Below are 25,602 nucleotides of genomic sequence, written 5' to 3' on the forward strand. Positions count from 1 at the left end.
ATTCTGGACGACATGGACGACATGGAGCATGTCGTCGCTGCGGCGGTCGTCGATGCGCGCGGCATCGTGACGGGCTGGAGCGAGGGTGCCCGTCTGCTGACGGGCCATGCGGCCCAGGAGGCCGTGGGGCGGGCCGCGGTCGACCTGCTCGCCGAGAAGCTGCCACGACGTCGGGCCGGCCAGTGGACCGGCCCCGTCGTCGTGCGCCACCGCGACGGCCACCCCGTCGCCCTCGCCGTCACCGCCTGCCCGACCCTCGGCCCCGACGGCGCTCCCATCGGCTGGACGCTCACCGCCGAACGGCCCGCCGCCCCGGAGCCGACCCTCGCCGGACGCGCCTTCCAGCAGGCCTCCATGTCCATGTCCGTCTTCGACCCCCGGCAGCGCTACCTGCGCCTCAACGAGGTCGCCTGCCGGGTCATGGGCGTCGCCGAGGACGTCCTGCTGGGCCGCTACTTCCCCGACACCATCGAGGAGGCCGAGCACAGCAAGGGCTTCAACTGGCATCTGCGCCAGGTCGCCGAGACCGGCCGCCCGGTGCGCTACGAGAGCTGGACCGGCGCGCCCTCCCTCAACCGGGAACACGCCTGGACCACCGAGATGTGGCCCGTGCGGGACGCCTCCGGGGAGGTCGCCGGCGTCGCCCTGGCGGCCTTCGACAGCACCGAACAGTATCTGGCCCGCCAGCGCCTGGCCCTGCTCAACGAGGCGGCCGTCTCCATCGGCACCACCCTCGACGTGGTGCGCACCGCCGAGGAGGTCATCGAGCTGCTCGTCCCGCAGTTCGCCGACTTCGCCGCCGTGGACCTCCTCGAATGGGTCCTCGGCACGGACGAGCCGCCCCCGGTGCCCGACGGCGAGATCGTGCTGCGCCGCGTCGCCCACGGCTCCGTCCGCGACGGCACCCCCGAGGCCGCGGTCCACCTCGGCGACACCGACAGCCATCCGCCGTTCAGCCCGCCCGCCCGCGCCCTGCGGGAAGGGCACGCGATCCTCAGCCGGGCGGGCGAGCCCGACTTCATGCGCTGGCTCGCCGAACGCGACGCGCGCGCTCCCGAGGGCGGCCGCTACCGCCGCGGCGTCCACTCGATGATCTCCGTGCCGCTGCGGGCCCGCGGCACCGTCCTCGGCGTCCTGGTCGGCATCCGCATGGCCCACCCCGACGACTACGAGGACGACGACGCCGTCTTCGCCGCGGAGCTTGCCAGCCGGGCCGCCGTCTGCATCGACAACGCCCGCCGCTTCGCCCGCGAGCGCACCACCGCGCTCGCCCTCCAGAACAGCCTGCTGCCCCGCGGCCTGGCCGGACAGGCCGCCGTCGACGTGGCCCACCGCTATCTGCCCAGCGGCTCCACGGCCGGCATCGGCGGCGACTGGTTCGACGTCATCCCGCTCTCCGGCAGCCGGGTCGCCCTCGTCGTCGGCGACGTCGTCGGACACGGCATCCCCTCCTCGGCGACCATGGGACGGCTCTGCATGGCCGTGCGCACCCTCGCCGACGTGGACCTGCCGCCCGACGAACTCCTCACCCACCTCGACGACCTCGTCACCCACCTGGCGGCCTACGACGAAGGCGGCGAGAGCGGCGAAGAGGTCGCCGAACTCGGCGCGACCTGCCTCTACGCGGTCTACGACCCCGTCAGCCGCCGCCTCACCGCCGCCGCGGCCGGCCACCCCGCGCCGGCCCTCGTCCTGCCCGACGGCACCACCCGACTGCTCGACATGACTCCCGGACCGCCGCTCGGCGTCGGCGGACTGCCCTTCGAGGCCGTCGAGCTGGAACTGCCCGAGGGATCGGTCCTCGCCCTCTACACGGACGGCCTCATCGAGGACCGCGACCGGGACGTCGACCGCGCCACCGGCGAACTGTGCAGCGCCCTCACCGCGTCCGCCGCCACCCTCGACGCCCTGTGCGACAGCGTCCTCAAGGCGGTCCTGCCGGAGGAGCCCGGCGACGACGTCGCGCTGCTGCTCGCCCGCACCCACGCCCTCGGCACGGACCGGGTCGCCACCTGGGACGTCACCCCGGACCCCGCCCAGGTGGCCGCCACCCGACAGGCCGCCACCGAGCAACTCGCCGCCTGGGGACTTCAGGAGGCCGCCTTCGTCACCGAACTCGTCGTCAGCGAACTCGTCACCAACGCCATCCGCTACGGCGCGGCCCCCGTCCAGCTCCGCCTGATCCGCGATCGCACCCTCATCTGCGAGGTGTCCGACGGCAGCTCCACCTCACCCCACCTGCGCCGCGCCCACGCCTTCGACGAGGGCGGGCGCGGCCTGCTGCTCGTCGCGCAGCTCACCCAGCGCTGGGGCAGCCGGCAGACGGGCCGGGGCAAGACGATCTGGGCGGAGCAGCCGCTGGCACCCGAGTGAGCCGGCGGCGCGAACGCTCAGAACTCCTCGTGCACCTCGGGGTCGCCGCCCAGCCGCCGGTGCGCCCGCGCCGTGATCGCCGCCAGCTGCGCCGGGCCGAGCTCGAAGCCGAAGACGTCGAGATTGGCGCGCCGGCGTTCGGGGCTCGACGACTTCGGGATCGGCACCAGGCCGAGCTGGACGTGCCAGCGCAGCACCACCTGGCCGGGGGTCACGCCCAGCGCCTCGGAGACCGACACCACGGCCGGATCCTGGAGCAGCGCCGAACCGCGGCCCAGCGGGCTCCAGCTCTCCGTGCGCACGCCCTTGGCCTCGTGGAAGGCGCGCAGCTCGTCCTGGGGGAACAGCGGGTGCAGCTCGATCTGGTTGACGGACGGCAGGACGCCGGTCTCCTCCTCCAGCCGCTCGATGTGCGCGGCGGTGAAGTTGGAGACGCCGATCGACCGGACCAGACCCTCCTCGCGCAGCTTGATCATGGCCCGCCAGGAGTCGACGAACCGGTCGACCCGGGGGAGCGGCCAGTGGATCAGATACAGGTCCACGTAGTCGAGGCCGAGCCGCCGACGGGACTCCTCGAAGGACGCGAGCGTCTCCTCGTACCCGTGGTGGCGGCCGGGCAGTTTCGTGGTGACCACGAGCTCCTCGCGCGCCACTCCGCTGCGGGCCACGCCCAGGCCGACCCCGGTCTCGTTGCGGTAGTTCGTCGCCGTGTCGACGAGTCGATAGCCGAGGCCGAGCGCCTCGGCCACCCCCTGCTCCGCCTCCGCGTCGTCCATCGGCCAGGTGCCCAGACCCAGGGCCGGGAGCTGCGTGCCGTCGTTGAGCGTGTGCTGCGGGATGTTGATCACGATGGGACCTTCCCTCGACTGTGTCGTTCCCCAGCCTCGGGGACGGGGGGCGGATTGATCAACCGGACACCCGGGCAGGGGTGGCTTCGGACGAGCCACGACGAGCGAGCGGAGCGGGCATGACGACGGACTTCGACGGCCGGGTGACGGAGTCGGCCGCAGTGGCGGTGAATCCGGTCGCCGGGCACATAGGCGCCGAGATCGACGGCGTCGACCTGGCCGCCGGCCTCGACGACGCCCAGGTCGCCGCGATCAGGGCGGCGGTGCTGCGCTGGAAGGTGGTGTTCTTCCGCGGCCAGCGCCTCGACCACGCGGGGCAGGTGGCGTTCGCCCGCCGGTTCGGCGAACCCGTCGTCCCGCGCAAGCGTGGCAGCGCCTCGCCGCCGGACTTCCCGGAGATCGAGACGACCGCCGACCGGCTGGAACTGGGCGGGAAGTTCGGCATGGAGCACGAGGAGTGGCTCCGCCGCCGCCGGCACACCCTCCTGCGCGGCTGGCACTGCGACCACGGCGCCCGCGTCGACCCGCCGGCCGCGACGATCCTGCGCGCCGAGACCGTGCCGCCCTACGGCGGCGACACGACCTGGTCCAACCTGGCCGCCGCGTACGCCGGACTCTCCGCGCCGCTGCGGGAGTTCACCGCCGGGCTGCGCGCCGAGCACCGGCTCGGCGTCGGCTACCAGCCACGCCTCGGCGACGACGCGTATCTGCGTCACCTCCTGGACCACCAGGTCGCCTCGGTGCACCCGCTGGTCCGCGTCCACCCGGAGACCGGCGAGCGGGTGCTGTACGTCAACGGCTACTACGTCGAGCAGATCACCGGCCTCTCGCGCGCCGAGAGCCGGGCGATCCTGGACCTGCTCCTGGAGGAGGCGACCCGCCCCGAGTACACGGTGCGCTTCCGCTGGGAACCGGGCAGCGTGGCCTTCTGGGACAACCGCGCGACGATGCATCTCGCCCCCGGCGACAGCGCCCACCTGGGTTTCCCGCGCACCATGCACCGGGTGATGCTCGCCGGCGACGTCCCCGTCGGCGTGGACGGCAGGCCGTCGGAGCCGGTGACGGGGACGGAGCCCGGTCGCTGGTGAACCTCAGGCGCTCGGCTGCCGGCCGAGCGCCGGGCCGAGCTTCGTCGCCATGTCGGTGAGGATCTGCACATAGTCCTCGTGGTCGAAGGTGAACGGCAGCGCGAAGGCGACCTCGTCGATCTCCCGGAACGCGGCGTGCGCGTGCAGGCGTTCGGCGATCTCGGCCGAGGTGCCGACCAGGTCCGGCGCGAACAGCAGCCGCGCCGGGCCCTGCGGGGCGGCGGTGCGCGGCAGTCGTTTGGCGGCGAACTCCTCGTACTTCGCGCGCTGTTCGGGCGAGGCGGAGTCGGTGGGGATGACCACCAGGCCCTGGGAGACCCGGGCGGCCTCGCCGTCGGGGTGCGCGGCGCGGAAGGCGCGCACGTGCGAGAGCTGGATCTCCGCGAAGTCCCGGGTGTCGTCGGGCCCTTCGGCCTTGACGACGCTGCTGGTCAGGAAGTTCATCCCGTGCTCGCCTGCCCACTGCGCCGAGCGCAGGCTGCCCCCGCCGTACCAGAGGCGGCGGCCCAGGCCGGGCGAGTGCGGCTGGACCCGGTCGGAGAACACCTCGAAGCCCTCCACCCCGCTGAAGTCGGAGGCGGACTTGCCGCGCACCAGGTCCAGCAGCCGCCGCACCCGCTCGAAACTGAAGTCCTCGGCGTCGGCCGTGTCCGGGTACAGGGCCTCCTTGACCTGGTCGTAGTGCATCGGCGGGCCCACGCTCACCCCCGGGTTGAGCCGGCCCCCGGACAGGACGTCGACCGTGGCGAGATCCTCCGCGAGGCGCAGCGGGTTCTCCCAGCCCAGCGGGATGACCGCGGTGCCCAGCTCGATGCGGCGGGTGCGCTGCGAGGCGGCGGCCAGGACGGCGACGGGGGAGGAGATGCCGTACTGCAGATGGCGATGGCGCACCCAGGCGCTGTCGAAGCCGAGCCGCTCGCCCAGCTCGATGATCTCCAGCGTGGTCTCGTGGCCTCGGGCCGGGTCGTCCCCGTCGAACAGTCCGATGGTGAGGAAGCCCAGCTTGCGCAAGGGGCGTGAGGTCGACGACAAGAGCTCCTCCATGGTGCGCGGCACGTTCGGCGTCACTGCGTACGGTCTACAGCTCGTACAAGTCGTACGGGCCGCGCGGCATTCCCCGTGCCGTTCTCCCGCGCCGTCCCGGGTGGCGTCAGCCGAGCGGGATGGTGACGTCGTCCTCGACCGGCGGGTTCAGCTCCTGCGCGAGATTCCCGGTGGCCGCGAAACAGCGCAGCCGGACCGACTCCGGTGAGACGTCCAGCCGCAGGAAGCACTTGAAGAACGGCGGGCTGTAGGTGGCCGAGCTCGGCGAGAAGAGCTGGGTGTAGATCTTCCGCACGGGCAGCCGGAAGCGTCTGCGGCGCTCCGGGCGGCTCCCGGTGCCCAGCAGGCCGGCGACGAGCCGGATCCGCCGCGTCACCTTCACCTCCGGACCCGGGGTGCGCGTCGGCGGGATGCCCAGCCGCTCGGCGACGACCGCCTGGCTCTGCGCCGCGGTGAGGGAGAAGAAGCGGCGCAGTCGCAGCCGTCGGCCGTAGAGCCCGCTGTAGAAGGCCAGGGAGTCGCCGCGCAGCGGATAGCAGCGGAAGTCCTCCTCCGTCACGCCGGCGACGGACACGCGCGGGATGGTGTGCGTGGCGTGCATGAAGGCGCCGCCGCCGCCCGAGACGACGTACTGGAGCGTCCGGCCGTCCGCCAACCGCACCGGGTAGCGCTGGTAGTTGTGGATGTCGCCGCCGATCGCCGCCACATAGCGGTGCTCGGGCGCGCTGACGATGTCGTCGACGGTGCCGCCCCCGTCGATGGGGCACGGGTGGTGCTCGCCGTCGACGTACAGCGGCGAGCCGGTGATCAGGATCTTCGGCCGCGGCCCCTGCGACACCTCGCGCAGCCATGCGCCCTGTTCGGCGTCGAGGGAGCCCAGGAGCCCGGTGTCGATGCCTATGATCCGCACCGGTCCGGTGTCGATCGCCCAGTACGGCCCGGGCTGCGCGGCCCGTTGGCCCGATGCCGACCGTAACTCCCGTGCCTCGGCGAGGCGTTCGCCGTCCCGGGCGCTCGGTCGGTGCCACAGCCACGAGCGCAGCCGGGCGCGGCTGAACAGGCGCGGCGCGGGCTCGGCGGGCAGGGCGGGGGCGTCGTCGCAGAAGACCCGCATGAACGCGCCGAGGTCCTCGTACCAGTCGTGGTTGCCCGGTATCGCGTAGATGGGGGCCTGGTAGTCGCGGTACGGGCGGAAGAACTTGCTGCCGTAGTCGTCGGCGCTGCCCACCGGGTAGATGACGTCACTGGCGAGGACCGCGAAGGACGTTCCCTGACTCGCCCTCAGAAAGCCCGGCACGACGGCGTACTGGGGATCGTCGCCCTCGCCCGTGTCGCCGATGACCATGAAGGAGAAGTGGTCCGGGTCGGTGCGTCGGATCACCTTGTCGGCGGGGGCGCCCGCAGCCGCCCGCTGGGCGACCCACCGGGCGCGGGTACGGCCCGTCGGGTCGCCGAACCAGGAGGCGAGCACGCCGTTGCGGGCGGCCCACAGGGTCCGGGGGTTCAGCCACGAGATCTTCTCGACCTCGGCCGGCATGAGCCGCTGGTACGCGCCTCGGTCGGCGCCGCCCCAGCCGGCGCCTTCGGCGGTATCGCGTGAGGAGTCAGACACCGGTGCACCGTAGCAATCATCGCGAACATGCCAGGACCCGGGTGGGCGGTGAGGACAGCTGCCGCTGCCGGTCAACTGGGGCCGCATGACGCCCAGTTGACGTCACCGACCCAGGCGTCTCACCGTGGCCCGGCGCTCCATGACCGACCGGCGGCGGGTTTGCCGGCCGGCTCCTCCGCCGGGGCCGCGGCCCGCCCGGCCCGGGAGGCGCGGTTCCAATCGCCGTCGCCGAGCACGAGCAGCGGGTCGAACATCACCACCACGCCGGCCAGCAGCAGGAAGATCACCGGGCCGATCAGCATCGGCAGCAGCAGCGAGGTCGGGCTGTCGCCGGCCCACGACGAGGTCGCGCCGTGCACATGGACGCTGACCGCGGCCATCCCCGTGTAGTGCATCCCCGACACCGCGAGGCCCATCACCAGGCTGGCGCCCAGGCTGGTGAGGAACCCGCGGACGGTGACGGCCGCCCACAGCGCCGCGGTCGCGGCGATCACCGCGATCAGCACGGAGAGCGCCACCGTGCGCGGGGCGTACTCGATGTCCCCGTTGAGCTGCATCGCCGCCATGCCCAGGTAGTGCATCGCAGCGACCCCGAGACCGGTGACGACGCCGGCGAGCGACAGCGCCCCGCGGCCGGCGCCCCGGTAGCCCACGATGAACACGCCGACGCCGACCACCGCGACCGCGACGGCGAGGCTCTGCACGGTCAGGCCGACGTCGTAGCCGATCCGGGTCTCCTCCACCTGGAAGCCGATCATCGCGATGAAGTGCATCGTCCAGATGCCGCAGCCGATCGACGCGGCCCCGAGCGCCAGCCAGCCGGGCTTCCAGGAATCGGTGCTGAGCAGCGTCCGCACGATGCAGCGCAGCCCGAGCGCTCCTCCCAGACAGGCCATCACAAAGGCCGCCACCGGGGTGACCACTCCGTAGCGAAACCCGTCGATCGTGCCTTCCACGCCAACTCCCCCCAGAGTGACGGACGTTCAAGGAAGCTATGTCTACGGGTAAGGGAGAGGTGAACGCAAGCGATTCCTGCGGACTCATCGTTCCTCCCTCTTCCGAGGGAGGCCGCAGATGGGTCGCGTCGGCGATGTCCGGGGGGTGCCGCCGCGGCGAGGATCCACGGCATGGACAAAACCATCGCCTTCGCCGCCGCCCCACTCCTCGTCATCGTCTACGCGGGCCTGCGCATCCTGGACGGCCTGGACGGCGAGCGCGGTCCCGGGCCGGCCTGGACGACCGGGCACCTCGCGTTCCTGGCCGCGTTGATCCTGTTCGTCCCGGTGTTCCTGGCACTGCGCCGACTGGCGGGCCGCGGCCCGTTCGCCACGGGCACGGCCGTCGTCGGCATCGTCGGCGCCGTCTGCTCCATGGTCCAGATCGCGATCGACATCGTCGTCGGTGCGCGCGCCGCCGATCACGAGGCCATGCGGGGGATGTTCGCCGACGTCCAGAGCGTCCCCGGGGTGGACCTCGTCGTCTACACCGTGGGCCCGGTGCTGCTCTTCCTCGGTCTGCTCGTCATGTTCGGCCGGCTCGCCGTGGCCCGCGCGGTTCCCGTGTGGCGGGCGGTCGCGGTGGCGCTCGCCGTGCTGGTCTCCCTCCTGGGACTGGACGCGCTGCCGGCCGTCGGCCTGTTGCTGTACGTCGGACTCGCGCCGTTGCCCGGTCGCCGCGGCGCCGCTCCCACCGCCGCGCGCAGCTGAACGACCGCCGCCGAACGCCCCCATGGAAGAATCCGTCGCCATGCCCGCACTGCCCCTTCCCCCCTCGCTCCGCCGCCTCGCGGGTTCGCCGTGGTCGGACGTCGCGCTCGCCGTCGTCACCGCCGTCGCCCAGTCGGCGCCCCTGCTGTTCGCGCACAGCGACGGCGGACGCCCCTGGCACTGGTGGGGGTATGTCGCGGCAGTCGGGGCGTCGCTTCCCCTGGCGGCGCGTCGGCGCGCCCCGGCGCCGGTCCTGCTCGTCTGCTCCGCCTTCTCCGGCCTCTACGACCTCGCCGAACCGGTCGCTCCGCAGCCGCTCTGGTACGGAGACCTCATCGCGTTGTACGGGATGGCGTCGGTCTCCCCGCCCCGGGTGCGGATCCCGGTGTTCCTGGTGATGTGCGCCGTCGGCCTCGCCACGGTGGGCTCGCCGGACACCGCGACCCGCGGAATCGTCCTGTACGTCGCTGCCTACGCGCTCGGGCGGGCCTCCGCCGGCTTCCGCGCCGAGGCGGCCGTGCTGGCCGAACGCGCCGCCCGTCTCGAACGCGACCGCCGGATGGACGAGGAGCGCGCCGCCGAACGCGAACGCGCCAGGATCGCCCGGGACATGCACGATGTGCTGGCCCATTCGATCAGCCTGATGGTGGTCCAGGCCGAGGCCGGGCCGGTCGTGCTGGACACGGACCCCGTTCGCGCCTCGGCCGCGTTCGGCGCGATCGCCGGCACCGGCCGCGACGCCCTCGACCAGCTGCGGTCCATGCTGGCCGTCCTCAGGGACGACAAGGACGACGGCGAGGACGACAGGAGGCACGGAGGCAAGGGCGGATACGACCCGCGCGCCCCGCGGCTGACGATCCATGACCTGCCCGCGCTCGCCCGCCAGGTCGCGGGGGCGGGCCTGGAGGTGTCCTGCACCGCCGAGGGCGAGCCTCGTCCGATGCCCGCCGACGGCGACACCGCGGCGTACCGGATCGTGCAGGAGGCGCTGACCAACGTCGTCAAGCACGCCGGAGCGGACCGCGCCGAGGTACGGCTGCGCTGGCGGCACGACGGTCTGGAGATACGGGTCGTCGACGACGGCCGCGGCGACGGCCGCGGCGCGGGAAGGGGCCTTCCGTCCGGCGGGAACGGCCTGACCGGCCTGCGTGAGCGGGCCGCGGCCTGCGGCGGGAGCGCGACGGCCGGTCCCCGGGCGGACCGCCTCCCGGGATTCGAAGTGCGGGCCCGGCTGCCTCTGGCCGCGCCGGAAGCGGGAGCGATGGCATGACGATCCGTGTGGTGGTGGCCGACGACCAGGAGCTGGTGCGCGCCGGATTCGCCATGATCCTGGCGGCACAGCCCGGCATCGAGGTCGTCGCGGAGAGCGGGGACGGGTTCGAGGCGGTCGGCGCCGCCCGGGCCCACCGCCCGGACGTCGTGCTGCTCGACATCCGGATGCCGGGGATGGACGGCATCGAGGCCGCCCGGATCGTCTGCCGCGAAACGGACAGCCGGGTGATCATGCTGACCACCTGGGGGCAGGACGACTATCTGTTCGACGCCCTGTGCGCCGGCGCGAGCGGGTTCCTGCTCAAGGATGTCCGGCGGGACGATCTCGTCCACGCGGTCCGGGTGGTCGCGGCGGGCGACTCGCTGCTCGCCCCCTCGGTCACCCGCACCCTGATCGCCGCGTTCACCTCGGGCTCCGCCGTGCCGCCGCCGCGGACCGAACGCCTGGACGTCCTCACCGCCCGCGAGCGCGAGACGATGCGGCTGCTCGGCGGCGGCCTGTCCAACGCCGAGATCGCCAGGGCGCTGGTGGTGAGCGAGCACACGGTGAAGACGCACGTCAGCAACGTCCTCGGCAAGCTCGGCCTGCGCGACCGGGTCCAGGCCGTCATCGCCGCCTACGAGACCGGATTGGTGGTCCCCGGACAGCGCATGGCGGAGGGCGGCTAGCGACTGCAGTTCAGGCCGGCGGTCAGGTCGCCCGTCAGGCCACTGGTCGGGCCGCCGGTCGGGTCGCGGTCCTGCGGGAGGGGGAACCCGCCGTGCCCATCGCCTCGTACGCCGAGCGTCCGGTGCTCGACGTGCACGCCACCGCCCTCCGCCTCGGCCCGCGCGCCCGGCGGGCCCGGCTCCACCTCCCCCTCCTGGCGCCGCCCCGGCAGCGGACCCCTGCCCGTCCTCCTCGACCCGTACGGCGGGGCCGGCGCCCAGCGGGTCACCGCCGGGACGGACTCCGACACCCTGCTGTCGCAGTGGTGCGCCGAGCACGGATTCGCCGTCCTGGTCGCCGACGGACGGGGTACCCCCGGGCGCGGGCCCGACTGGGAACGCGCGGTCCACGGCGACCTGTTCGGACCCGTCCTCGACGACCAGGACACCGCACTGCACGAGGCGGCCCGCCGCCACCGTGACCTCGACCTGGGCCGGGTCGCCGTCCACGGCTGGTCCTTCGGCGGCACCCTCGCCCTGCTCGCCGTGCTGCGCCGTCCGGACGTCTTCCACGCCGCCGTCGCCGGAGGCGCCGTCACCGACCAGCGGATGTCCGACGCGTCGGGCGCAGCCGGGCGTCCGCACGATCTGGTGCTGATGGCCGGTACCGGCCATCAGCCGGTCGGCACCGCGTGCACCGAAGAGGTCCTGCGCCACCAAGTGGACTTCCTGCAGAGGCACTTGGCGCACCCGCGTTCACCCGGGCGAACCGCCGGTCCGGACAGTGAACGCACAGACCGCTCACAGTCCGGCCGCGGGTGACGACTCCGACACCCTCAGGTACCGAGGGATAACCCTCGAAGCACCCCGCTGTGGCTGACATGCCACTGTCAAGCCTGTCATTCTCCCACCCAACTGCCGCACAACAGCGGCACGTTGCCCGCACACCCTCACGGTCCCGCACCACTCAGCTCGTCCCGGACAGCACACCCGTCTGTCCGGTCTGTCACCGGCCGTACCCCGCGGCCGCCGCAGTAGGAGAACGAGTGAGACCCAACCCCCGCAAGCGGACCGCGGTCGGAGCAGCCCTGCTCTCCACCGCCGCCCTCCTGGCCGTCGGCGTCTCGACGGTCCCGGCAGCCGCGAAGCCCGCAGCCCCCCACCCCAGCCCCCTGCGCGCCGGCGGCCTGCCCGCCGACCTCACGCCCGCCCAGCGCACGACGCTGATCAAGAGCGCCGAGGCGAAGACGACGCAGACGGCGGACTCCCTCGGCCTCGGCGCCCAGGAGAAGCTGCTCGTCAAGGACGTCGTGAAGGACAACGACGGCACCGTGCACACGCGCTACGAGCGCACCTTCGCCGGTCTGCCCGTCCTCGGCGGCGACCTCGTCGTGCACACGCCCCCGGCCTCACTGGCCGCCGGCACCGTCAGCACGACCTTCAACAACAACCGCCGTACCGTGTCGGTCAAGTCCACGGCCGCCACGTTCAGCAAGTCGGCCGCCGAGACCAAGGCCCTGACCGCCGCCAAGGCCCTCGACGCGGAGAACCCCGCCGCGCAGAGCGCCCGCAAGGTGATCTGGGCGGGCGAGGGCACGCCGAAGCTGGCCTGGGAGACCGTGGTCAGCGGGCTGCAGGACGACGGCACGCCGAGCAAGCTGCACGTCGTCACCGACGCGGCCACCGGCGCCGAGCTCTCCCGCTTCGAGGGCATCGAGACCGGCACCGGCAACAGCCAGTACAGCGGCACCGTCACCATCGGCACCACGCTGTCCGGCTCGACGTACCAGCTGTACGACACCACGCGCGGCGGCCACAAGACGTACAGCCTCAACAACGGCACGTCGGGCACCGGCACCCTGATGACCGACACCGACGACACCTGGGGAACGGGCTCCGGCTCCAACACCCAGACCGCCGGCGTCGACGCCCACTTCGGCGCCCAGACCACCTGGGACTTCTACAAGAACACCTTCGGCCGCAGCGGCATCAAGAACGACGGCGTCGCCGCCTACAGCCGCGTCCACTACAGCTCGGCGTACGTCAACGCCTTCTGGGACGACGACTGCTTCTGCATGACCTACGGCGACGGCTCCGGCGGCACCCACGCGCTCACCTCGCTGGACGTGGCCGGCCACGAGATGACCCATGGCGTCACCTCCAACACCGCGAACCTCAACTACACCGGTGAGTCGGGCGGCCTGAACGAGGCCACCTCCGACATCTTCGGCACCGGCGTGGAGTTCTACGCGGCCAACTCCACCGACGTCGGCGACTACCTCATCGGCGAGAAGATCGACATCAACGGCGACGGCACGCCGCTGCGTTACATGGACGAGCCCGACAAGGACGGCAGCTCCGCCGACAGCTGGTACTCCGGCATCGGCAACCTCGACGTCCACTACTCCTCGGGCCCCGCGAACCACATGTTCTACCTGCTCTCCGAGGGCAGCGGCAGCAAGACCATCAACGGCGTCACCTACAACAGCCCGACCTCGGACGGCGTGGCCGTCGCGGGCATCGGCCGGGCCGCCGCGCTGCAGATCTGGTACAAGGCGCTGACGACGTACATGACGTCCAGCACCAACTACGCCGGAGCCCGCACCGCCGCCCTCAGCGCGGCCACTGCGCTGTACGGCTCCAGCTCGACCCAGTACGCCGGGGTCGGCAACGCCTTCGCCGGCATCAACGTCGGCAGCCACATCACGGTCCCGTCGACCGGCGTCACGGTCACCAACCCGGGCAGCCAGTCCACCACCGTCGGCACCGCGGTCAGCCTGCAGATCTCGGCCAGCAGCACCAACGGCGGCACTCTGACGTACGCCGCGAGCGGACTGCCCACCGGCCTGTCGATCAGCTCCACCGGGCTGATCTCCGGCACGCCGACCACCGCCGGCTCCTACAGCACCACCGTCACGGTGACCGACTCCACCGGCGCCACCGGCACCGCGTCCTTCACCTGGACGGTCAGCTCGACCGGCGGCGGCTCCTGCACCTCGACGCAGCTCCTCGGCAACGCGGGCTTCGAGTCGGGCAACACCACCTGGACCGCGACCAGCGGGGTCATCACCAGCTCCAGCAGCCAGGCGGCCCGCACCGGTTCCTACAAGGCCTGGCTCGACGGCTACGGATCGACCCACACCGACACGCTCACGCAGTCGGTGACGATCCCCAGCGGCTGCACCAACACCACGTTCACCTTCTATATCCACATCGACACGGCCGAGACCACCACCAGCACCCAGTACGACAAGCTGACGGTCACCGCCGGGTCCACCACCCTGGCCACGTACTCCAACCTCAACGCGGCCACCGGCTATGTCCAGAAGTCCTTCAGCCTCGGCTCCTTCGCGGGCAGCACCGTCGCCCTGAAGTTCTCCGGCGTCGAGGACTCCTCGCTCCAGACCAGCTTCGTCATCGACGACACCGCCGTCACGACCGGCTGACCGGCCCCGCCTGACCGCGTCCCGCACCCGGGCTCCCCCCGGGTGCGGGACGCCGCCGTGTCCGGGGCCGGCACGACGGGTTCGGCCGAAGGCTCAGCCGAAGGTGCGCTTCAGCAGGTCCAGGAGCGCGGCCCAGTGCCGCTCCGAGCCCCGCTCGTCGTACGCGGCGGTGTCGGCCTGCGTGTAGCCGTGCCGCGCGCCTTCGTAGACCTCGCAGGTGTGGCGGACGCCGGCCGCGGTGAGGGCCTGCTCCAGGCGCTCCATCTGCTCGGGCGGCAGGGCCGCGTCCTGGTCGGCGTGGCCGAGGTAGACCTCGGCCGCGATGTGCTCGGCCGCCAGGTGCGGGCTGTCCGGCGCGTCGGTCGCGAGCTGCCCGCCGTGGAAGCCCGCCGCGGCCGCGACCCGGTCCGGATGGCCGCCCGCGGTCCACAGGACGAGCCGGGCGCCCATGCAGTAGCCGGTCAGCGCGACCGGCCCGGCCGCGACCAGCTCGCTCTCCTGCATCCACCGCAGATAGGCGCCCGCGTCCCGCACGGACAGTTCGCGGGTGAGGGACCGCATGATCGGGTACAGCACGTCGAAGATCTCCGGACGCGCGGCCGGGTCGATGAACTCGGGCAACTCCACGACCGGAGCGCGCCCGTGACGGTAGAAGACGTTCGGTGCGAGCACGGTGTACCCCGCCTCGGCGAGCCGGTCCGCCATGGCCTCGAGATGCGGGCGCAGACCGAAGGCGTCCTGGTAGAGCAGTACGCCCGGCCGGGGCGCCCCGTCCCCGGGGTGCGCCAGATAGGCGTCGGCGACGCCGTCCTCGGTGGGGATGTCGACGATGGTTCCAGCTACGGAGGTCATGGCGCTCATCGTGGCACGCGCCACGGAACCGCCCGCGAGGACCCTATTCGAACCGGGAGGTGTCGCCCGCCCCGCGCCGCACGATCTCCGCCTCGCCCTCGGAGAAGTCGATGACCGTCGTCGGCTCGGTGCCGCAGTCCCCGGAGTCGACCACGCCGTCCACCACATGGTCGAGCCGGTCCTTGATCTCCCAGCCCTGGGTCATCGGCTCGTCCTCGCCGGGCAGCAACAGCGTGCTGGACAGCAGGGGTTCACCGAGCTCGGCGAGCAGGGCCTGGGTCACGACGTGGTCCGGGATGCGCACGCCCACCGTCTTCTTCTTCGGGTGCTGGAGCATACGGGGCACCTCCTTCGTCGCCGGGAGGATGAAGGTGTAACTGCCGGGCGTCGACGCCTTGATCGCGCGGAACACGTCCTTGTCCACCCGCACGAACTGGCCGAGCTGCGCGAAGTCCTGGCACACCAGCGTGAAGTGGTGCCGGTCGTCGAGGTCGCGGATGGCCCGGATCCGGTCGATGCCGTCCTTGCTGCCGAGCCGGCAGCCCAGCGCGTAGCAGGAGTCCGTCGGGTACGCGATCAGCGCGTCGTCCGCCCGGATGGCGGCCGCGACCTGGGAGATGGTGCGCGGCTGGGGGTTCTCGGGGTGCACGTCGTAGTACTTGGCCATTGACCGAGCTTATGCCGTGCCGGCGGGCGCTGCCGCGCAAGGCCGCCGCCCACCCCGCCCCGCCCCGCGGACCGGCCGGCCCGGTGGCATCGGCCGACCCGGTGACCTTCGGCGGACCGCCCCGGCCCACCGCGCTCGCCGGGCCCGGTCTCCCAGGCCGGTGAGGTAACGTCCCCGACCGATATGACTGGTTCGGCCCACAGGGGCCATGAGCGACGAGGAGAGCGCCGACATGGGCGGCCGGGACGACGAGAACCTCCACACCGAAGCGGCGGACGGCGCCGGATCGACGTGGGCGCAGGCACTCCTCGATCACCTGCGCCCCACCGGGCGCGACGTCGGCCGCATCGTCGACTGGCTCGCGACGACGCTCGACGCGACGGTCTCCCTGCGCGACGCCGCCGGCGCCTCCCTCGCCGGACCGTCCACGCCGCTCGACGAGAACCTGGCCGCCGACATCACCGACGGCCGGCTCGCCTCCGCCGCCTGGGAGGGCGACGGCAGGTGCGTACGCCTGATCAGGGTCGAACTCACCCGGCCCGGATCGGTCGGCGTGCTCGCCGTGACCCGCACCAGCCCCTTCGACCGGCACGCCAACGACGTCCTCAGACACACCGCGGGCGTCCTGGAGCTCGTCCTGCGCGCGCAGGGGACCGCGGCCACCGGACACCGACTGGCCCGCGCCACCGCCGATCTGCGCCTGGCCATCCTGCAACTGCTCATGGTCGAGGACACCGTCGCCGCCCGCCGCGTCGCCGCCGGTCTGTGGCCCGGCCTCCTCGACGCCGACACCGCCTGCGTCTACGTCGTCGAGGTCAGCCCCGAGGAACGCGACCGCCTCGCCGCGGCCTGTGTCGCGGCGACCCGGGACGCGGCACTGGTCGTGCGCTGCCCCGCCCTCGACGGCCATGTCATCGTCGTCGTCCCGGACGACAGTGCGGGCAGCGCACTGCGCGCCCTGTGCGATCGCAACCCCGGCGCGTTCCTCGGGGGCAGCTCCCGGCAGAGCCTCGCCCACACCGCCACCGCCTACGGGCAGGCCGTCAGTGCGCTCGCCGTCGCCCGCTTCCGCCCCGACAAGAAGGCCGTATACGCCGAACGCACCCACCCCGAACGCCTGATGGACCCCGAGGTCCTGCGCGCCTGGACCACCCGGCTGCTGCGCCCCCTCGACACCCTCCCGCACCACACCCGCGCCGAACTGCTCGCCACCACCCGGCTCGGCCTGGAGTTCACGGCAGTGAACGCGGCGAAGGTGCTCGGCGTCAGCCGCAACACCGTCCGCGCTCGCATGGAACGCGTCGAGAACCTGCTGCGCACCGACTTCTCCGACCTCACCGTCCGGGCCGCCGTCCATCTCGCCCTCAACGCGCAGGCCGGCATAGCGGAGGAGCCCGCCGACGCCGCGGCGCCCCACACCCGGCTCGGCGAGCTGCTCACCGGGCCCGCGCTGCGCGCCTGGGCGCAGGAACTGCTGGCCCGTCTCGACACCGACGGCCGGGACCTGCGCGGCACCCTGCGCGCCTGGATCGCCGCCGGCGGCAACGCCGAACGCGCCGCCCAGCGCCTGAGCGTGCACGCGCAGACCGTCCGCGAACACGTCCGCAGCGCCGAACCCGTCCTCGAACGCCAGCTCCTGGCCGGCGGCAGCGACCTGTACGAGGTCGTGCTCGCCCACCTCGCCGCCGGCGACCTCGACCAGCCCGACCTGCAAGGACACCCCCACCGGGCGTAATCGGGCCATCCGGACTCACCTGTGCACGGGTGAGCCCTCCGGCCCCGCGAGCGGGCACGGCCACGATTCCCAAGCCGCCCGCCGGGCCGTTAGGTTCAAGGAACCGCGGGGGTACGACCGGTACGGGGGACCGGTCGCACCCCCGTGTGTGTTCAGCCCCGCAGCCGCACCGGGATCTCCTGCCAGCCGCTCGCGATGAACGAGGGCACCTGCCGCAGCTCCTCGCCGCCGGCGTCCAGCCGCAGCTCGGGGAACCGGTCGAAGAGCCCCCGCAGCGCCGTCAGCGCCTCCATCCGGGCCAGCGGAGCCCCGATGCACCGGTGCACACCGAGCCCGAAGGCCAGATGGTCGTCGGCCGCACGGGCCGCGTCGAACACCTCCGCGTCCGCCCCGTAGTGCGCCGGGTCCACGTTCGCCGCCGCGTACGTGGTGACGATGGCGTCCCCGGCCGGGATCGTCACGTCCCCCACCTTCAGGTCGCTCACGGCGAACCGCAGCGGCAGCGTCGCGATCGACGGATACACCCGCAGCGTCTCGTCCACGACGGCGTCCCAGCCGATCTCGCCCCGCCGCACGGCCGCCAGCTGCTCGGGCCGGCCCAGCAGCGCCACCGTCGCGTTCCCGATGAGGTTCACGGTCGTCTCGAAGCCCGCCCCGATGACCAGCAGCAGCGTGTACACCAGCTCCTCGCCGCTCAGCCGGTCGCCGTCCTCGTCCCGCACCCGGATCAGCTCGGTCGTCAGATCGTCGCCGGGGTGCTCGGTCCGGTGGGCGATCAGCGCGCCCAGCACCGTGCCGATCTGCTCCTGGACGAACGCGGCGTGCTCCGGCGTCGGATCGGAGGTGTCCATGATCGCGGCGATCAGCCGGGCGGTGGCCTCCTGCAACTCCTCCGGCACGCCGAAGAGTTCGCAGATGATCCGCAGCGGCAGCGGATGCGCGAACCCGGCCTTCAGATCGACGACCTCGGCGCCGTCCTTCTCCAGGGCGTCCAGCAGCTCCGCCGTGATCGCCTCCACCCGGCCCCGCAGCACCTCCGTGCGCCGGTGGGTGAAGCTCGGCGCGACCAGCTTGCGTAACCGCGCATGGTCGGCGCCGTACGTGGAGAGCATGTTGACCACGCCGACCCAGCCCAGGATCCAGCCCCAGGACGGATGCTCGCCCAGCTCCGGCCACTGCCGCCAGTGCCGCCGCGGGTCCTTGCTGACCTGGGGGTCGAGGATCAGCTCCTTGAGCGTGTCGTATCCGGTGGGCGCCCAGGCCGGGATGCCGCCGGGCAGCTCCACGGGCACGATCGGCCCCAGGGCGCGCAGCCGGGCGCTCTCCCCGGGGATGTCGGCGCCCAGCGGGTCGAGGGCGATGCGGTCGGTCACGGTCACGGTCGAACTCCTGGCTGGTCGGAAGAGTCGGAAGAGTCGGAGGAGACAGGGGCGGGCGTGCGGGGGCTGAAGCGGACGGGCAGCGCGGTCAGCGAGCGATGGAAGGGACCCGGCCGCCAGTCGAGCCGATCCCGGGGCAGGACGGGATCGAGATCGGGCAGCCACTGGGTGAGCCGCTCGATCGCCTCGGTGACGAGCAGCAGCGTGTGCTGCTTCACCGGACAGGCGTGCGCGCCCGCGCCCCACGACAGATGCGAGGCGTCGTTCGGATGCCGGCCGCCGGTGATCTCCTGCTCGGCGAACACCCCGAGCGCCCCGTACGACACCACCACCGGCACCGCGTCGCGCAGCCACACCCCGTGGAAGGCGACGGGCCTGCGGGCGTAGTAGATGCCGTAGTTGGCCAGCGGCGTCTCGTGGTGCAGCACCTCGACCACCGCGTCCATGACCGGCCGGGCGCCGCTGGTGAGCGTGGAGTAGTACTCCGGGTTCCCCAGGATCCGGGACAGGGTGTTGGACACCAGGTTGGCGGTCGGCTCGTACCCGGCGCCGAGGGTGAGGAACACCTGCCAGGTGACCTCCTCCGCGGTCAGTCCGGCGGGGTGGTCGAGGAGCCGGCTGGGCAGGTCGTCGCCGCGCTGCGCGGCCTTGGCGGCGATGACGTCCAGGACGTACTGGGCGTACAGCGCCTCGCCCTCGGCGGCCTGCGCGCCGCCCTCCATCATCTTGCCCAGGCCCTTCTCGAGCCGGTCGCCCTGATCGTCCGGCAGCCCGAACAGGTCGTTGAAGACCAGCGCCATCAGCGGCCGGGAGAAGTCCGCGACCAGGTCCGCCTCGCCGCGGGGTCCGATGCGCGCGGCCAGCAGCCGCACCGCCCGGTGCACGCGTCCCCGCAGGTCGTGCGGTTCCACCAGGTCGAACACGTCGATGAGGGTGGTGCGGTAGCGCAGATGCGCCGCGCCGTCGGAGAAGAGGGCGTTGGGCCGCCACCGCATCATGCCGAGCACCGGCGAGTCGACCGGGACGGTCGTCTCCCAGGCCCGCGGGTCGTGCGAGAACGTCTCCTCGTCGTGCAGCACGTCCAGCGCCGCCCGCCGCTCGGTCACCACGTACGCCGGCACGCCGGGGGCCAACTCGGCCCAGCCGATGGGGCCTTGGGCGCGCAGGGCGGCGTAGTAGCGCTGCGGATCCGGCGCGAAGCCGTCCTCCCACAGCCGTACGGGCACCGAGCGGGAGAAGTCGCGCCGGTCCGAGGGATAGGTCGTCACCGGGTCTCCACGGGGTCGCGGCCGATCAGATGGTCGACCAGCGCGAGCAACGCGTCGATCGAGGAGTTCGGGTCCCGGGCGTCACAGGTCACCATCGGCGTCCCCGGCTCCAGGTCAAGCGCCCGGCGCAGCCGCTCCTCGCCGTAGTGGCGGGGCGTGTCGGGGAAGGCGTTGAGGGCCACCGCGTACGGCAGCCCGCTCTCCTCCACCAGGCCCAGCACGTCGAACGACGCGTCGAGCCGGCGGCTGTCGACGAGGACCAGCGCGCCGAGCGCGCCGTAGGCGATGTCGTCCCACAGCGCCCGGAAGCGCTCCTGCCCGGGCGTGCCGAACAGGTACAGCACGACGTCCCCGGACAGCGTGATCCGGCCGAAGTCGATGGCGACGGTCGTCGTGGACTTCTCCCGCACCCCGGCCACGTCGTCGACCTGCGCGGACGCCTCGGAGAGATGCTCCTCGGTGTGCAGCGGCCGGATCTCGGACACGGAGTCGATCAGGGTCGTCTTGCCCACCCCGAACGGCCCCGCGACCAGGATCTTCACCAGGTCGCGAGCGGTGTCGGGGAGGTGGACGGCGCCGGGCGCGGCGGCAGGGCCTGCGGCGTCACGTGCCGCGGCGCCAGGTGCTGAGGCGCTAGGGGCTGAGCTTGAGGGCGCGGAGGCCATCGGCCACTCTCTTCAACAGGTCGGGGTCGAACCGCTCGGCGGGCGGGATCGGCGCTCGGGCGATGATCAGGTTCCGGTCGACGAGGCCGGCCGCCAGCACCCGCACCGCGGAGAACGGCAGCCTGAGCAGCGCCGCCGTCTCCACCATCGCCAGCGAGCCGCCCTCCAGGGTGTCCAGCAGGGCGAGTTCGGCGGCGGGGAGGTCGGCGGGCAGCGGCTCCTCGCTGCGGGTCAGCACCGACAGCCGCTCCAGATGGGGGCGGCTGGGCCGGGCCACGCCGCCGGTCGACAGATAGGCGGGAACCAGGGGGCGGCCGGCCGGGCGGGCGGTCATGCCGACGCGTTGTCGTCGGCTCCTCGGGGCGCTGCCGCCATGGCCTTCTCGCCCAGTCGCGCCACCTGGGAGTGCACCCGGTGCGCCAGCAGGTCCAGCCGCACCTCGCCGTCGCCGTACGCGGCCACACAGGTGCCGTGGTCGGTCGGCACGATCAGCACGTATCCGTGGTCGGACTCGATGACGATCTGCCGGATCTCGGCCCGCTCCCGGTCGGCGAACGCGGCCGCCGCGGTACGGCAGGCCCCCTGCACCGTGCTGGTGATGGCGGCGACCCGCTCGGCCGACGGCTGGGACAGGGCGTCGGTGTACCCCGTCACGAGTCCGTCCCGGGTCAGCATGACGGCGGCCAGCACGTGCGGCACTTGCAGGACCGGTTCCAGCACCCATGCCGTGTCGCCCGTGTTGCTGCTGGTCATCTGTCCGTACCCCCTTCGTTGTCGGTCGGGTCGATGTCGTCGGCCGCGGTGTTCGCGGCGGCGTTCTGCGCGCGGGCCGCGGCCGTGCCGGACTGCAGTGCGCCGAGCGAGGCCGCGGCCTCCTCCGGGCGGCGCGCGGGACGCCGCGTCGGGGGCGGCGGCGGTGGGGCGGCGGCCCGGGTGCGGCGCCGGCGCTGCGGCAGGCCCTCGGCGTCCTCCGGCTCGTGGTGCCCGGGAGGGGCCTCGGGGGCGCCGGCCTCCGTCCCGTACGCGTGGGCGGGGGCGGGCCGTTCGGGCGCGGCTCGGCGCGTCGTGCGCGGGGCGCTCGCGGCCGGGGGCCGGTCGACCGGGTCGAGGTGGCTGAGCAGGTGGCTGTCCACCCGCAGCACCGCGCGCACCCCGCCGTACGGGGAGGCCGAGGAGACGTCGACGCTCAGGTCGAACTGCCGGGTCAGCCGGCCGATCGCGGCCAGTCCCATGCGCGGCGGATCGCCCAGGTCGGTCAGCAGGATCAGGTCGTCGCCGGCCACCAGCCGCTGGGCGCGGTCGCGTTCGTCCCGGGTCATGCCGAGACCGGCGTCGTCGACGGTGACGCACACCCCGTGGTGGACGTGCTCCAGGCTCACCAGGACATCGGTGTCCGGGGACGAGTGCCGCAGCGCGTTGTCGAGCAGTTCGGCGACGATGATGGCCACCGGCTCCACGGCGTGCGAGACCAGGGCCGTACCGGCTTCCAAGTGGTTGTGGACCCGCACCCGTTGGTAGCCCGCGAGCCGGGCCTGGCCGCCGGTCACCGCGTCCACCAGATGGGACTCCTCGCGGGCCAGTCCGACCCAGGCCCCGCACACCACGGCGGCGACCTGCGCGCGCCGCAGCGACTGCTCGTTCTCATGGTCCAGCCGGAACAGCGTCTGGGCCAGCTCCGGGTCGTCGTAACGCTGTTGGAGTCCGCGCAGCGCGTCCTGCAGCCGGTAGAGGGCGGCCTGGATCTCCCGGACCGCGCCCCGCATGCCGGCCTGCGCCGCGGCGTCGACCCGGGTGCGCTGGGCGGCCACCTCGGACTGCAGCGCCAGCAGCACGTTCTCCAGGGCGATGCCCAGGGGGGTGCCGGCGGTGAGCGGCTGGAGCGGGCCCGGCACGGTCAGATGCGGATGGGCCACGTGCCGGGCGGCGGCGGGCACCCGCTGCGCGGCCAGATGCTCGACCTCGGCGGTGAACGCCCGCAGGGATCCGTCGAGTCGGGTGCGCAGCGCGGCGATCTCCGCTCGCTGCCGGGTCTGTTGCCGCCGCAGTCGCAGCACCCCGCCGCCGAGGGCGAGCGCGGACAGTGTGCCGGCGGCCAGGCCGCCGGCCACCAGATCCGGTAGTTCGATCATCGCTTGGGTTCCAGAAAGGTCGGGCGTCGGCACGGAGTTCAGGGCAGGGGTGGGTCCGATGGGCTCGGACCGGGCACTCGCAGCACAGTACACACCGTCATCGACCGATCCCGCACGGTTGAGCAAGACTTGGCGACGAAAGTGCCCACCTTCTGTTCGCTTCTGCGCCGACTGTCGGAAATGCCGTGCGACTCCGAGCGCACGCTGCGCTCACCCGTGCCGGTGGGCGCACGCTCCCCGCGCGAACCACCGGCGTGCTCCCTCGCGTTGGCCCGGCATGCACCGAACGCCTCCCGCGGCGCCCCGCGACGACGGCCCGCCCGCCCTCCTCCACGCCCGGCGGGCGGACGGCGCCCACCGCCGAATGCCGATCCGTGCCGGGCTCGTCGCGCAGTGGCGCGCCCGCGGCCGGACCACCGTGCCCGCCCGCCCGGGCCCGCGGTGGGGTGCCGTCGGCGTCCTCGGCGTCCCGCTCCGGCCCTATCGCTGACCTTGACACGTCACGGACGGCATGCCGGGGTCAGTACGGCCAGCGTGCCGTTGGCCTGGCGCAGCGCGAACTCCAGCGTGGCGGGCGCGTGCAGCCCGCCGGTCCCGTCCGGCGGGACCAGCCACTCCAGGGACCGGGCCGCCCGGTACGGCGGCGGCACCGCCACCCAGGAGCCCCGGCCCGCCCGCCGCAGTCCCGCGCCGATCCACCGGCTGCCGGGATCGGGCGGCAGGAAGAAGCCCACCCGGTGCGCGACGGTGTCCACCAGCGTCGGCCCCGGCGCGGGACGCGAGGCCTGCCACAGCAGGTCCAGCGTCAGCAGTCCCAGCCGGTCGGGCACGCTCAGCACGTCCCAGTAGCGGCCCGCCTCCAGAAGGGCGATCCCCTCGCCCTGGTCCCATTCGCGCTTGCACGCCCGTGGGTCCGTCGCCGCGGCGGCGAGCCACTCCACGCCGCGCATCCACAACATCGCATCGCTCATGTCGGCTCCGAGTCACCTCCCCGGCGGCCGCATGCCGACCGGGCATATGCATGCTGGTGGATATTTCTATGGGGTGGAAGGGGTGGCGAACCCTGGCGTTTCGGTCTCTTTCGTTCGACCTTCGGGCTCCTGTTCCACCCCGCCGTCGGTCCTAGTGGTCGTTCTCCAGGTGCAGCCTGAGCAGGTCCACGCCGTAGTCGCCGCCGTTGGGGGTGCGGATGACGGTGTGGATGTGCTGCTGGGTGGGAGTGCCGCCCGGCCCGCCCATGCCGCCCCCGCCCCCGCCGCCGCTGTCCTTGTTGCCGTAGGCCAGCGGGGACTGGGCGTCGTACTCGATGAGCACGACCGGGCTGTGCACGCGGTAGTAGAAGGCCGAGGAATCCTTCGTCTCGCCGATCCAGTAGAAGTAGGTGGCGTCGAGGTGCTCCTCCACCTCCTTCATCTTCACCTCGGCGTGCGCGTCGTCCAGGTTGCCGACGTAGACGCGCACGAGGTCGAGCAGGCCGGTCTTCTGGGCGTCGGTGAACCCGGAGGTCACGAGGCCCTGGTAGGCGAGCTTCAGGTTGTCCTGGCCGGCGCCGGCCTTCAGGTTGTCGCCGGCCTTGGTCTCCGCGGAGATCACCTTCGCGCGCTGGGCGTCGGTGAGCGACCGCAGCAGCGTCAGCCCGGCCGTCGTCTCCTTCTTGAAGAGGGTGATCTGCTCGCCGTTGTAGGTGGCCGAGGTCGGCTCGGAGCCCATGAAGGTGGGCGTCATGACGACCTGGTCGCCGAGCACGAAGTAGTTGACGGCCACATGGTGGCCCTCGTACTGGAAGCCCCACGGCTCGGTGGTCGACGGCGTGCCCATGAAGGTGAAGAAGTAGGCGCCCTCGGTGAGGGTGTCCCGGCCGCCGCCGCTGTACTCGCCCAGGAACGCGTTGAGCTTCATGATGTTGCGCGTCTGGGCGAGCCCCTCGGCGGAGAGCGCGACGCCGAGCAGCGCGTAGCCGAGATCACGCTGCTTCTCGGTCAGATCGCCCATCCGGGCGCCCTCGCGCTGATAGCCGTCGACGTTGCTCCAGGCCAGCCACTCGTCGTCGGCCACCTCGAAGACGGACGCCTTGCGCTCCGCGGCGGTCAGCCCGTCCAGGAAGGCCTGGGCGGCCTTGACCACCTTGTCGGTGGAGACGTCCGTGGCGTGGATCGAGTACAGGTCGTCCACCACCTTGCCGTCGGTGGTGACCCCGACGAAGTCGGCGTACTTGACCTCGCTCGCGCCGGGGCCCATCCCACCGCCTCCGCCGCCGGGGCCGCCGGAGGGCATCCCGCCCGGGCCGCCGCCGTAGGAGGCGGAGGCCGCGGCGCCGGAGGCGCCGGACGAGCAGCCGGTCATGGTCGCCATCGCGGCGACTCCGCCGGCGAGCAGCGCCTTGTTCATGAACCAGCGACGGCTGCGCTCGGTTTCGGGGGTGCGTGGTCGGTGTCCGTGTCCGTGCATGGAGCCCAAGCTTCAGGACGTACCTGAAGGAAACCTGAAGCCCGTCGAGCCCTGCCCGCCGGGGCCGCGCTGGGGGACCGGCAACGGCAGCTCGGCCTGGCGCAGCTCGGCCAGCAACTCGTTCTGCCCCGCGAGGAGTTCGGTCAGGATGCGGCGGGCGGCCCGCAGCAGCTCTGCCACGTCACCGCCCGCCAGCGCGTAGCTGACCGTCGAGCCCTCCCGGATCGACACCACGATCCCGGACCGGCGCAACACCGCCAACTGCTGGGACAGGCTCGACGGTTCGATCTCGATCTCGGTGAGCAGGTCCCGCACGGCCACGGGGCCGCCCTGCAGCAGTTCGAGGACCCTGATGCGGACGGGGTGCCCGAGCATGCGGAAGAACTCGGCCTTGGCCTGGTAGAGGGGAACCTGCATGGTCG

Annotated in this window: 25 protein-coding genes; 9 read left to right on the plus strand and 16 right to left on the minus strand. The window is 72.8% G+C overall.

What is annotated here, in order from left to right; all coding sequences use genetic code 11:
* Positions 1-21 precede the first annotated feature (21 nt).
* A complete protein-coding gene (locus ACWCPF_RS33610; protein ID WP_451048948.1) occupies positions 22-2,373 on the plus strand; it encodes a SpoIIE family protein phosphatase in 2,352 nt (783 codons plus the stop codon).
* Positions 2,374-2,390: 17 nt separating this feature from the next.
* On the opposite strand, the gene ACWCPF_RS33615 is transcribed toward ACWCPF_RS33610, so the two are convergent.
* Positions 2,391-3,221, minus strand: coding sequence for an aldo/keto reductase (locus tag ACWCPF_RS33615; RefSeq protein ID WP_451048878.1), 831 nt, complete (start codon positions 3,219-3,221; stop codon positions 2,391-2,393).
* Between the two features lie 119 nt (positions 3,222-3,340).
* Here ACWCPF_RS33615 and ACWCPF_RS33620 point away from each other — a divergent pair, with 119 nt between their 5' ends.
* Positions 3,341-4,309 carry a TauD/TfdA dioxygenase family protein gene (locus tag ACWCPF_RS33620; RefSeq protein WP_451048879.1) on the plus strand — a complete coding sequence of 323 codons (969 nt, stop codon included), beginning with the start codon at positions 3,341-3,343 and terminating at the stop codon, positions 4,307-4,309.
* A gap of 3 nt (positions 4,310-4,312) precedes the next feature.
* On the opposite strand, the gene ACWCPF_RS33625 is transcribed toward ACWCPF_RS33620, so the two are convergent.
* The 3 genes from ACWCPF_RS33625 to ACWCPF_RS33635 all read right to left on the minus strand — a co-directional run bounded on the left by ACWCPF_RS33625 (position 4,313) and on the right by ACWCPF_RS33635 (position 7,921).
* On the minus strand, positions 4,313-5,341 hold the full coding sequence (locus ACWCPF_RS33625; protein ID WP_451048949.1) for an LLM class flavin-dependent oxidoreductase: 1,029 nt from the start codon (positions 5,339-5,341) through the stop codon (positions 4,313-4,315).
* A 118-nt stretch (positions 5,342-5,459) separates the two neighbouring features.
* Positions 5,460-6,965: a metallophosphoesterase family protein gene (locus ACWCPF_RS33630; RefSeq protein ID WP_451048880.1), complete on the minus strand. Its 1,506-nt coding sequence runs from the start codon at positions 6,963-6,965 to the stop codon at positions 5,460-5,462.
* A 119-nt stretch (positions 6,966-7,084) separates the two neighbouring features.
* Positions 7,085-7,921, minus strand: a complete 837-nt coding sequence (locus ACWCPF_RS33635) for an MHYT domain-containing protein (RefSeq protein WP_451048881.1) — start codon at positions 7,919-7,921, stop codon at positions 7,085-7,087.
* A gap of 171 nt (positions 7,922-8,092) precedes the next feature.
* On the opposite strand from ACWCPF_RS33635, the gene ACWCPF_RS33640 reads away from it, so the two are divergent.
* The 3 genes from ACWCPF_RS33640 to ACWCPF_RS33650 are packed head-to-tail and all read left to right on the plus strand — an operon-like array spanning position 8,093 to position 10,612.
* Complete coding sequence (locus ACWCPF_RS33640; RefSeq protein ID WP_451048882.1) at positions 8,093-8,671, plus strand: hypothetical protein; 579 nt, start codon at positions 8,093-8,095, stop codon at positions 8,669-8,671.
* Positions 8,672-8,711: 40 nt separating this feature from the next.
* Positions 8,712-9,941, plus strand: coding sequence for a sensor histidine kinase (locus tag ACWCPF_RS33645; RefSeq protein ID WP_451048883.1), 1,230 nt, complete (start codon positions 8,712-8,714; stop codon positions 9,939-9,941).
* The gene (locus ACWCPF_RS33650) at positions 9,938-10,612 is read left to right on the plus strand and encodes a response regulator (protein WP_451048884.1); all 675 of its coding nucleotides are present in this window, start codon (positions 9,938-9,940) and stop codon (positions 10,610-10,612) included. Before ACWCPF_RS33645 ends, ACWCPF_RS33650 begins: the two co-directional genes overlap by 4 nt.
* Here the strand turns inward: ACWCPF_RS33650 and ACWCPF_RS33655 are convergent.
* Positions 10,609-10,797 (minus strand): hypothetical protein, encoded by a 189-nt coding sequence (locus tag ACWCPF_RS33655; protein WP_451048885.1) that lies wholly within the window; start codon positions 10,795-10,797, stop codon positions 10,609-10,611. The two genes, ACWCPF_RS33650 and ACWCPF_RS33655, sit on opposite strands and share 4 nt — an antisense overlap.
* A gap of 34 nt (positions 10,798-10,831) precedes the next feature.
* Here ACWCPF_RS33655 and ACWCPF_RS33660 point away from each other — a divergent pair, with 34 nt between their 5' ends.
* Both ACWCPF_RS33660 and ACWCPF_RS33665 read left to right on the plus strand, forming a co-directional pair.
* Entirely contained in the window at positions 10,832-11,413 is a 582-nt protein-coding gene (locus tag ACWCPF_RS33660; protein WP_451048950.1) for a prolyl oligopeptidase family serine peptidase, read from the plus strand.
* A gap of 224 nt (positions 11,414-11,637) precedes the next feature.
* Positions 11,638-14,037, plus strand: a complete 2,400-nt coding sequence (locus ACWCPF_RS33665; RefSeq protein ID WP_451048886.1) for a M4 family metallopeptidase — start codon at positions 11,638-11,640, stop codon at positions 14,035-14,037.
* Positions 14,038-14,130: 93 nt separating this feature from the next.
* Here ACWCPF_RS33665 and ACWCPF_RS33670 read toward each other — a convergent pair whose 3' ends face one another.
* Together ACWCPF_RS33670 and ACWCPF_RS33675 are read right to left on the minus strand one after the other, a co-directional pair.
* A complete protein-coding gene (locus tag ACWCPF_RS33670) occupies positions 14,131-14,889 on the minus strand; it encodes a dienelactone hydrolase family protein (RefSeq protein WP_451048887.1) in 759 nt (252 codons plus the stop codon).
* 43 nt (positions 14,890-14,932) lie between these two features.
* Positions 14,933-15,556 (minus strand): L-threonylcarbamoyladenylate synthase, encoded by a 624-nt coding sequence (locus ACWCPF_RS33675; RefSeq protein ID WP_451048888.1) that lies wholly within the window; start codon positions 15,554-15,556, stop codon positions 14,933-14,935.
* Positions 15,557-15,788: 232 nt separating this feature from the next.
* On the opposite strand from ACWCPF_RS33675, the gene ACWCPF_RS33680 reads away from it, so the two are divergent.
* Positions 15,789-17,291, plus strand: coding sequence for a helix-turn-helix domain-containing protein (locus ACWCPF_RS33680; protein WP_451048951.1), 1,503 nt, complete (start codon positions 15,789-15,791; stop codon positions 17,289-17,291).
* A 152-nt stretch (positions 17,292-17,443) separates the two neighbouring features.
* Here the strand turns inward: ACWCPF_RS33680 and ACWCPF_RS33685 are convergent, their stop codons facing one another.
* The 6 genes from ACWCPF_RS33685 to ACWCPF_RS33710 are packed head-to-tail and all read right to left on the minus strand — an operon-like array spanning position 17,444 to position 22,732.
* Complete coding sequence (locus tag ACWCPF_RS33685) at positions 17,444-18,670, minus strand: cytochrome P450 family protein (RefSeq protein ID WP_451048889.1); 1,227 nt, start codon at positions 18,668-18,670, stop codon at positions 17,444-17,446.
* Entirely contained in the window at positions 18,667-19,938 is a 1,272-nt protein-coding gene (locus ACWCPF_RS33690; protein ID WP_451048890.1) for a cytochrome P450, read from the minus strand. The genes ACWCPF_RS33685 and ACWCPF_RS33690 overlap by 4 nt, the downstream gene beginning before the upstream one ends.
* Positions 19,935-20,603: a GTP-binding protein gene (locus ACWCPF_RS33695; protein ID WP_451048891.1), complete on the minus strand. Its 669-nt coding sequence runs from the start codon at positions 20,601-20,603 to the stop codon at positions 19,935-19,937. The genes ACWCPF_RS33690 and ACWCPF_RS33695 overlap by 4 nt, the downstream gene beginning before the upstream one ends.
* Positions 20,572-20,937 (minus strand): DUF742 domain-containing protein, encoded by a 366-nt coding sequence (locus tag ACWCPF_RS33700; protein ID WP_451048892.1) that lies wholly within the window; start codon positions 20,935-20,937, stop codon positions 20,572-20,574. Before ACWCPF_RS33700 ends, ACWCPF_RS33695 begins: the two co-directional genes overlap by 32 nt.
* Complete coding sequence (locus tag ACWCPF_RS33705) at positions 20,934-21,356, minus strand: roadblock/LC7 domain-containing protein (RefSeq protein ID WP_451048893.1); 423 nt, start codon at positions 21,354-21,356, stop codon at positions 20,934-20,936. Before ACWCPF_RS33705 ends, ACWCPF_RS33700 begins: the two co-directional genes overlap by 4 nt.
* Positions 21,353-22,732: an ATP-binding protein gene (locus ACWCPF_RS33710; protein ID WP_451048894.1), complete on the minus strand. Its 1,380-nt coding sequence runs from the start codon at positions 22,730-22,732 to the stop codon at positions 21,353-21,355. Before ACWCPF_RS33710 ends, ACWCPF_RS33705 begins: the two co-directional genes overlap by 4 nt.
* Positions 22,733-23,009: 277 nt before the next feature.
* Here ACWCPF_RS33710 and ACWCPF_RS33715 point away from each other — a divergent pair, with 277 nt between their 5' ends.
* Complete coding sequence (locus tag ACWCPF_RS33715) at positions 23,010-23,222, plus strand: hypothetical protein (RefSeq protein WP_451048895.1); 213 nt, start codon at positions 23,010-23,012, stop codon at positions 23,220-23,222.
* 10 nt (positions 23,223-23,232) lie between these two features.
* Here the strand turns inward: ACWCPF_RS33715 and ACWCPF_RS33720 are convergent, their stop codons facing one another.
* From ACWCPF_RS33720 to ACWCPF_RS33730, 3 genes are all read right to left on the minus strand, one after another.
* Positions 23,233-23,703, minus strand: coding sequence for a hypothetical protein (locus ACWCPF_RS33720; RefSeq protein WP_451048896.1), 471 nt, complete (start codon positions 23,701-23,703; stop codon positions 23,233-23,235).
* A gap of 151 nt (positions 23,704-23,854) precedes the next feature.
* On the minus strand, positions 23,855-25,180 hold the full coding sequence (locus ACWCPF_RS33725; protein WP_451048897.1) for a DUF3500 domain-containing protein: 1,326 nt from the start codon (positions 25,178-25,180) through the stop codon (positions 23,855-23,857).
* A gap of 12 nt (positions 25,181-25,192) precedes the next feature.
* Entirely contained in the window at positions 25,193-25,597 is a 405-nt protein-coding gene (locus ACWCPF_RS33730) for an ArsR/SmtB family transcription factor (protein ID WP_451048898.1), read from the minus strand.
* Positions 25,598-25,602 lie beyond the last annotated feature (5 nt).

Source organism: Streptomyces sp. NPDC001858 (assembly GCF_053594615.1).

What these genes read in the sequence shown, in the direction of transcription:
- ACWCPF_RS33610 (WP_451048948.1), top strand. Translation starts at nt 22, where the DNA reads ATGGAGCATGTCGTCGCTGCGGCGGTCGTCGATGCGCGCGGCATCGTG.
- ACWCPF_RS33620 (WP_451048879.1), top strand. Translation starts at nt 3,341, where the DNA reads ATGACGACGGACTTCGACGGCCGGGTGACGGAGTCGGCCGCAGTGGCG.
- ACWCPF_RS33640 (WP_451048882.1), top strand. Translation starts at nt 8,093, where the DNA reads ATGGACAAAACCATCGCCTTCGCCGCCGCCCCACTCCTCGTCATCGTC.
- ACWCPF_RS33645 (WP_451048883.1), top strand. Translation starts at nt 8,712, where the DNA reads ATGCCCGCACTGCCCCTTCCCCCCTCGCTCCGCCGCCTCGCGGGTTCG.
- ACWCPF_RS33650 (WP_451048884.1), top strand. Translation starts at nt 9,938, where the DNA reads ATGACGATCCGTGTGGTGGTGGCCGACGACCAGGAGCTGGTGCGCGCC.
- ACWCPF_RS33670 (WP_451048887.1), bottom strand. Translation starts at nt 14,889, where the DNA reads ATGACCTCCGTAGCTGGAACCATCGTCGACATCCCCACCGAGGACGGC.
- ACWCPF_RS33675 (WP_451048888.1), bottom strand. Translation starts at nt 15,556, where the DNA reads ATGGCCAAGTACTACGACGTGCACCCCGAGAACCCCCAGCCGCGCACC.
- ACWCPF_RS33680 (WP_451048951.1), top strand. Translation starts at nt 15,789, where the DNA reads ATGGGCGGCCGGGACGACGAGAACCTCCACACCGAAGCGGCGGACGGC.
- ACWCPF_RS33695 (WP_451048891.1), bottom strand. Translation starts at nt 20,603, where the DNA reads ATGGCCTCCGCGCCCTCAAGCTCAGCCCCTAGCGCCTCAGCACCTGGC.
- ACWCPF_RS33700 (WP_451048892.1), bottom strand. Translation starts at nt 20,937, where the DNA reads ATGACCGCCCGCCCGGCCGGCCGCCCCCTGGTTCCCGCCTATCTGTCG.
- ACWCPF_RS33705 (WP_451048893.1), bottom strand. Translation starts at nt 21,356, where the DNA reads ATGACCAGCAGCAACACGGGCGACACGGCATGGGTGCTGGAACCGGTC.
- ACWCPF_RS33710 (WP_451048894.1), bottom strand. Translation starts at nt 22,732, where the DNA reads ATGATCGAACTACCGGATCTGGTGGCCGGCGGCCTGGCCGCCGGCACA.
- ACWCPF_RS33715 (WP_451048895.1), top strand. Translation starts at nt 23,010, where the DNA reads ATGCACCGAACGCCTCCCGCGGCGCCCCGCGACGACGGCCCGCCCGCC.
- ACWCPF_RS33720 (WP_451048896.1), bottom strand. Translation starts at nt 23,703, where the DNA reads ATGAGCGATGCGATGTTGTGGATGCGCGGCGTGGAGTGGCTCGCCGCC.
- ACWCPF_RS33725 (WP_451048897.1), bottom strand. Translation starts at nt 25,180, where the DNA reads ATGCACGGACACGGACACCGACCACGCACCCCCGAAACCGAGCGCAGC.
- ACWCPF_RS33730 (WP_451048898.1), bottom strand. Translation starts at nt 25,597, where the DNA reads ATGCAGGTTCCCCTCTACCAGGCCAAGGCCGAGTTCTTCCGCATGCTC.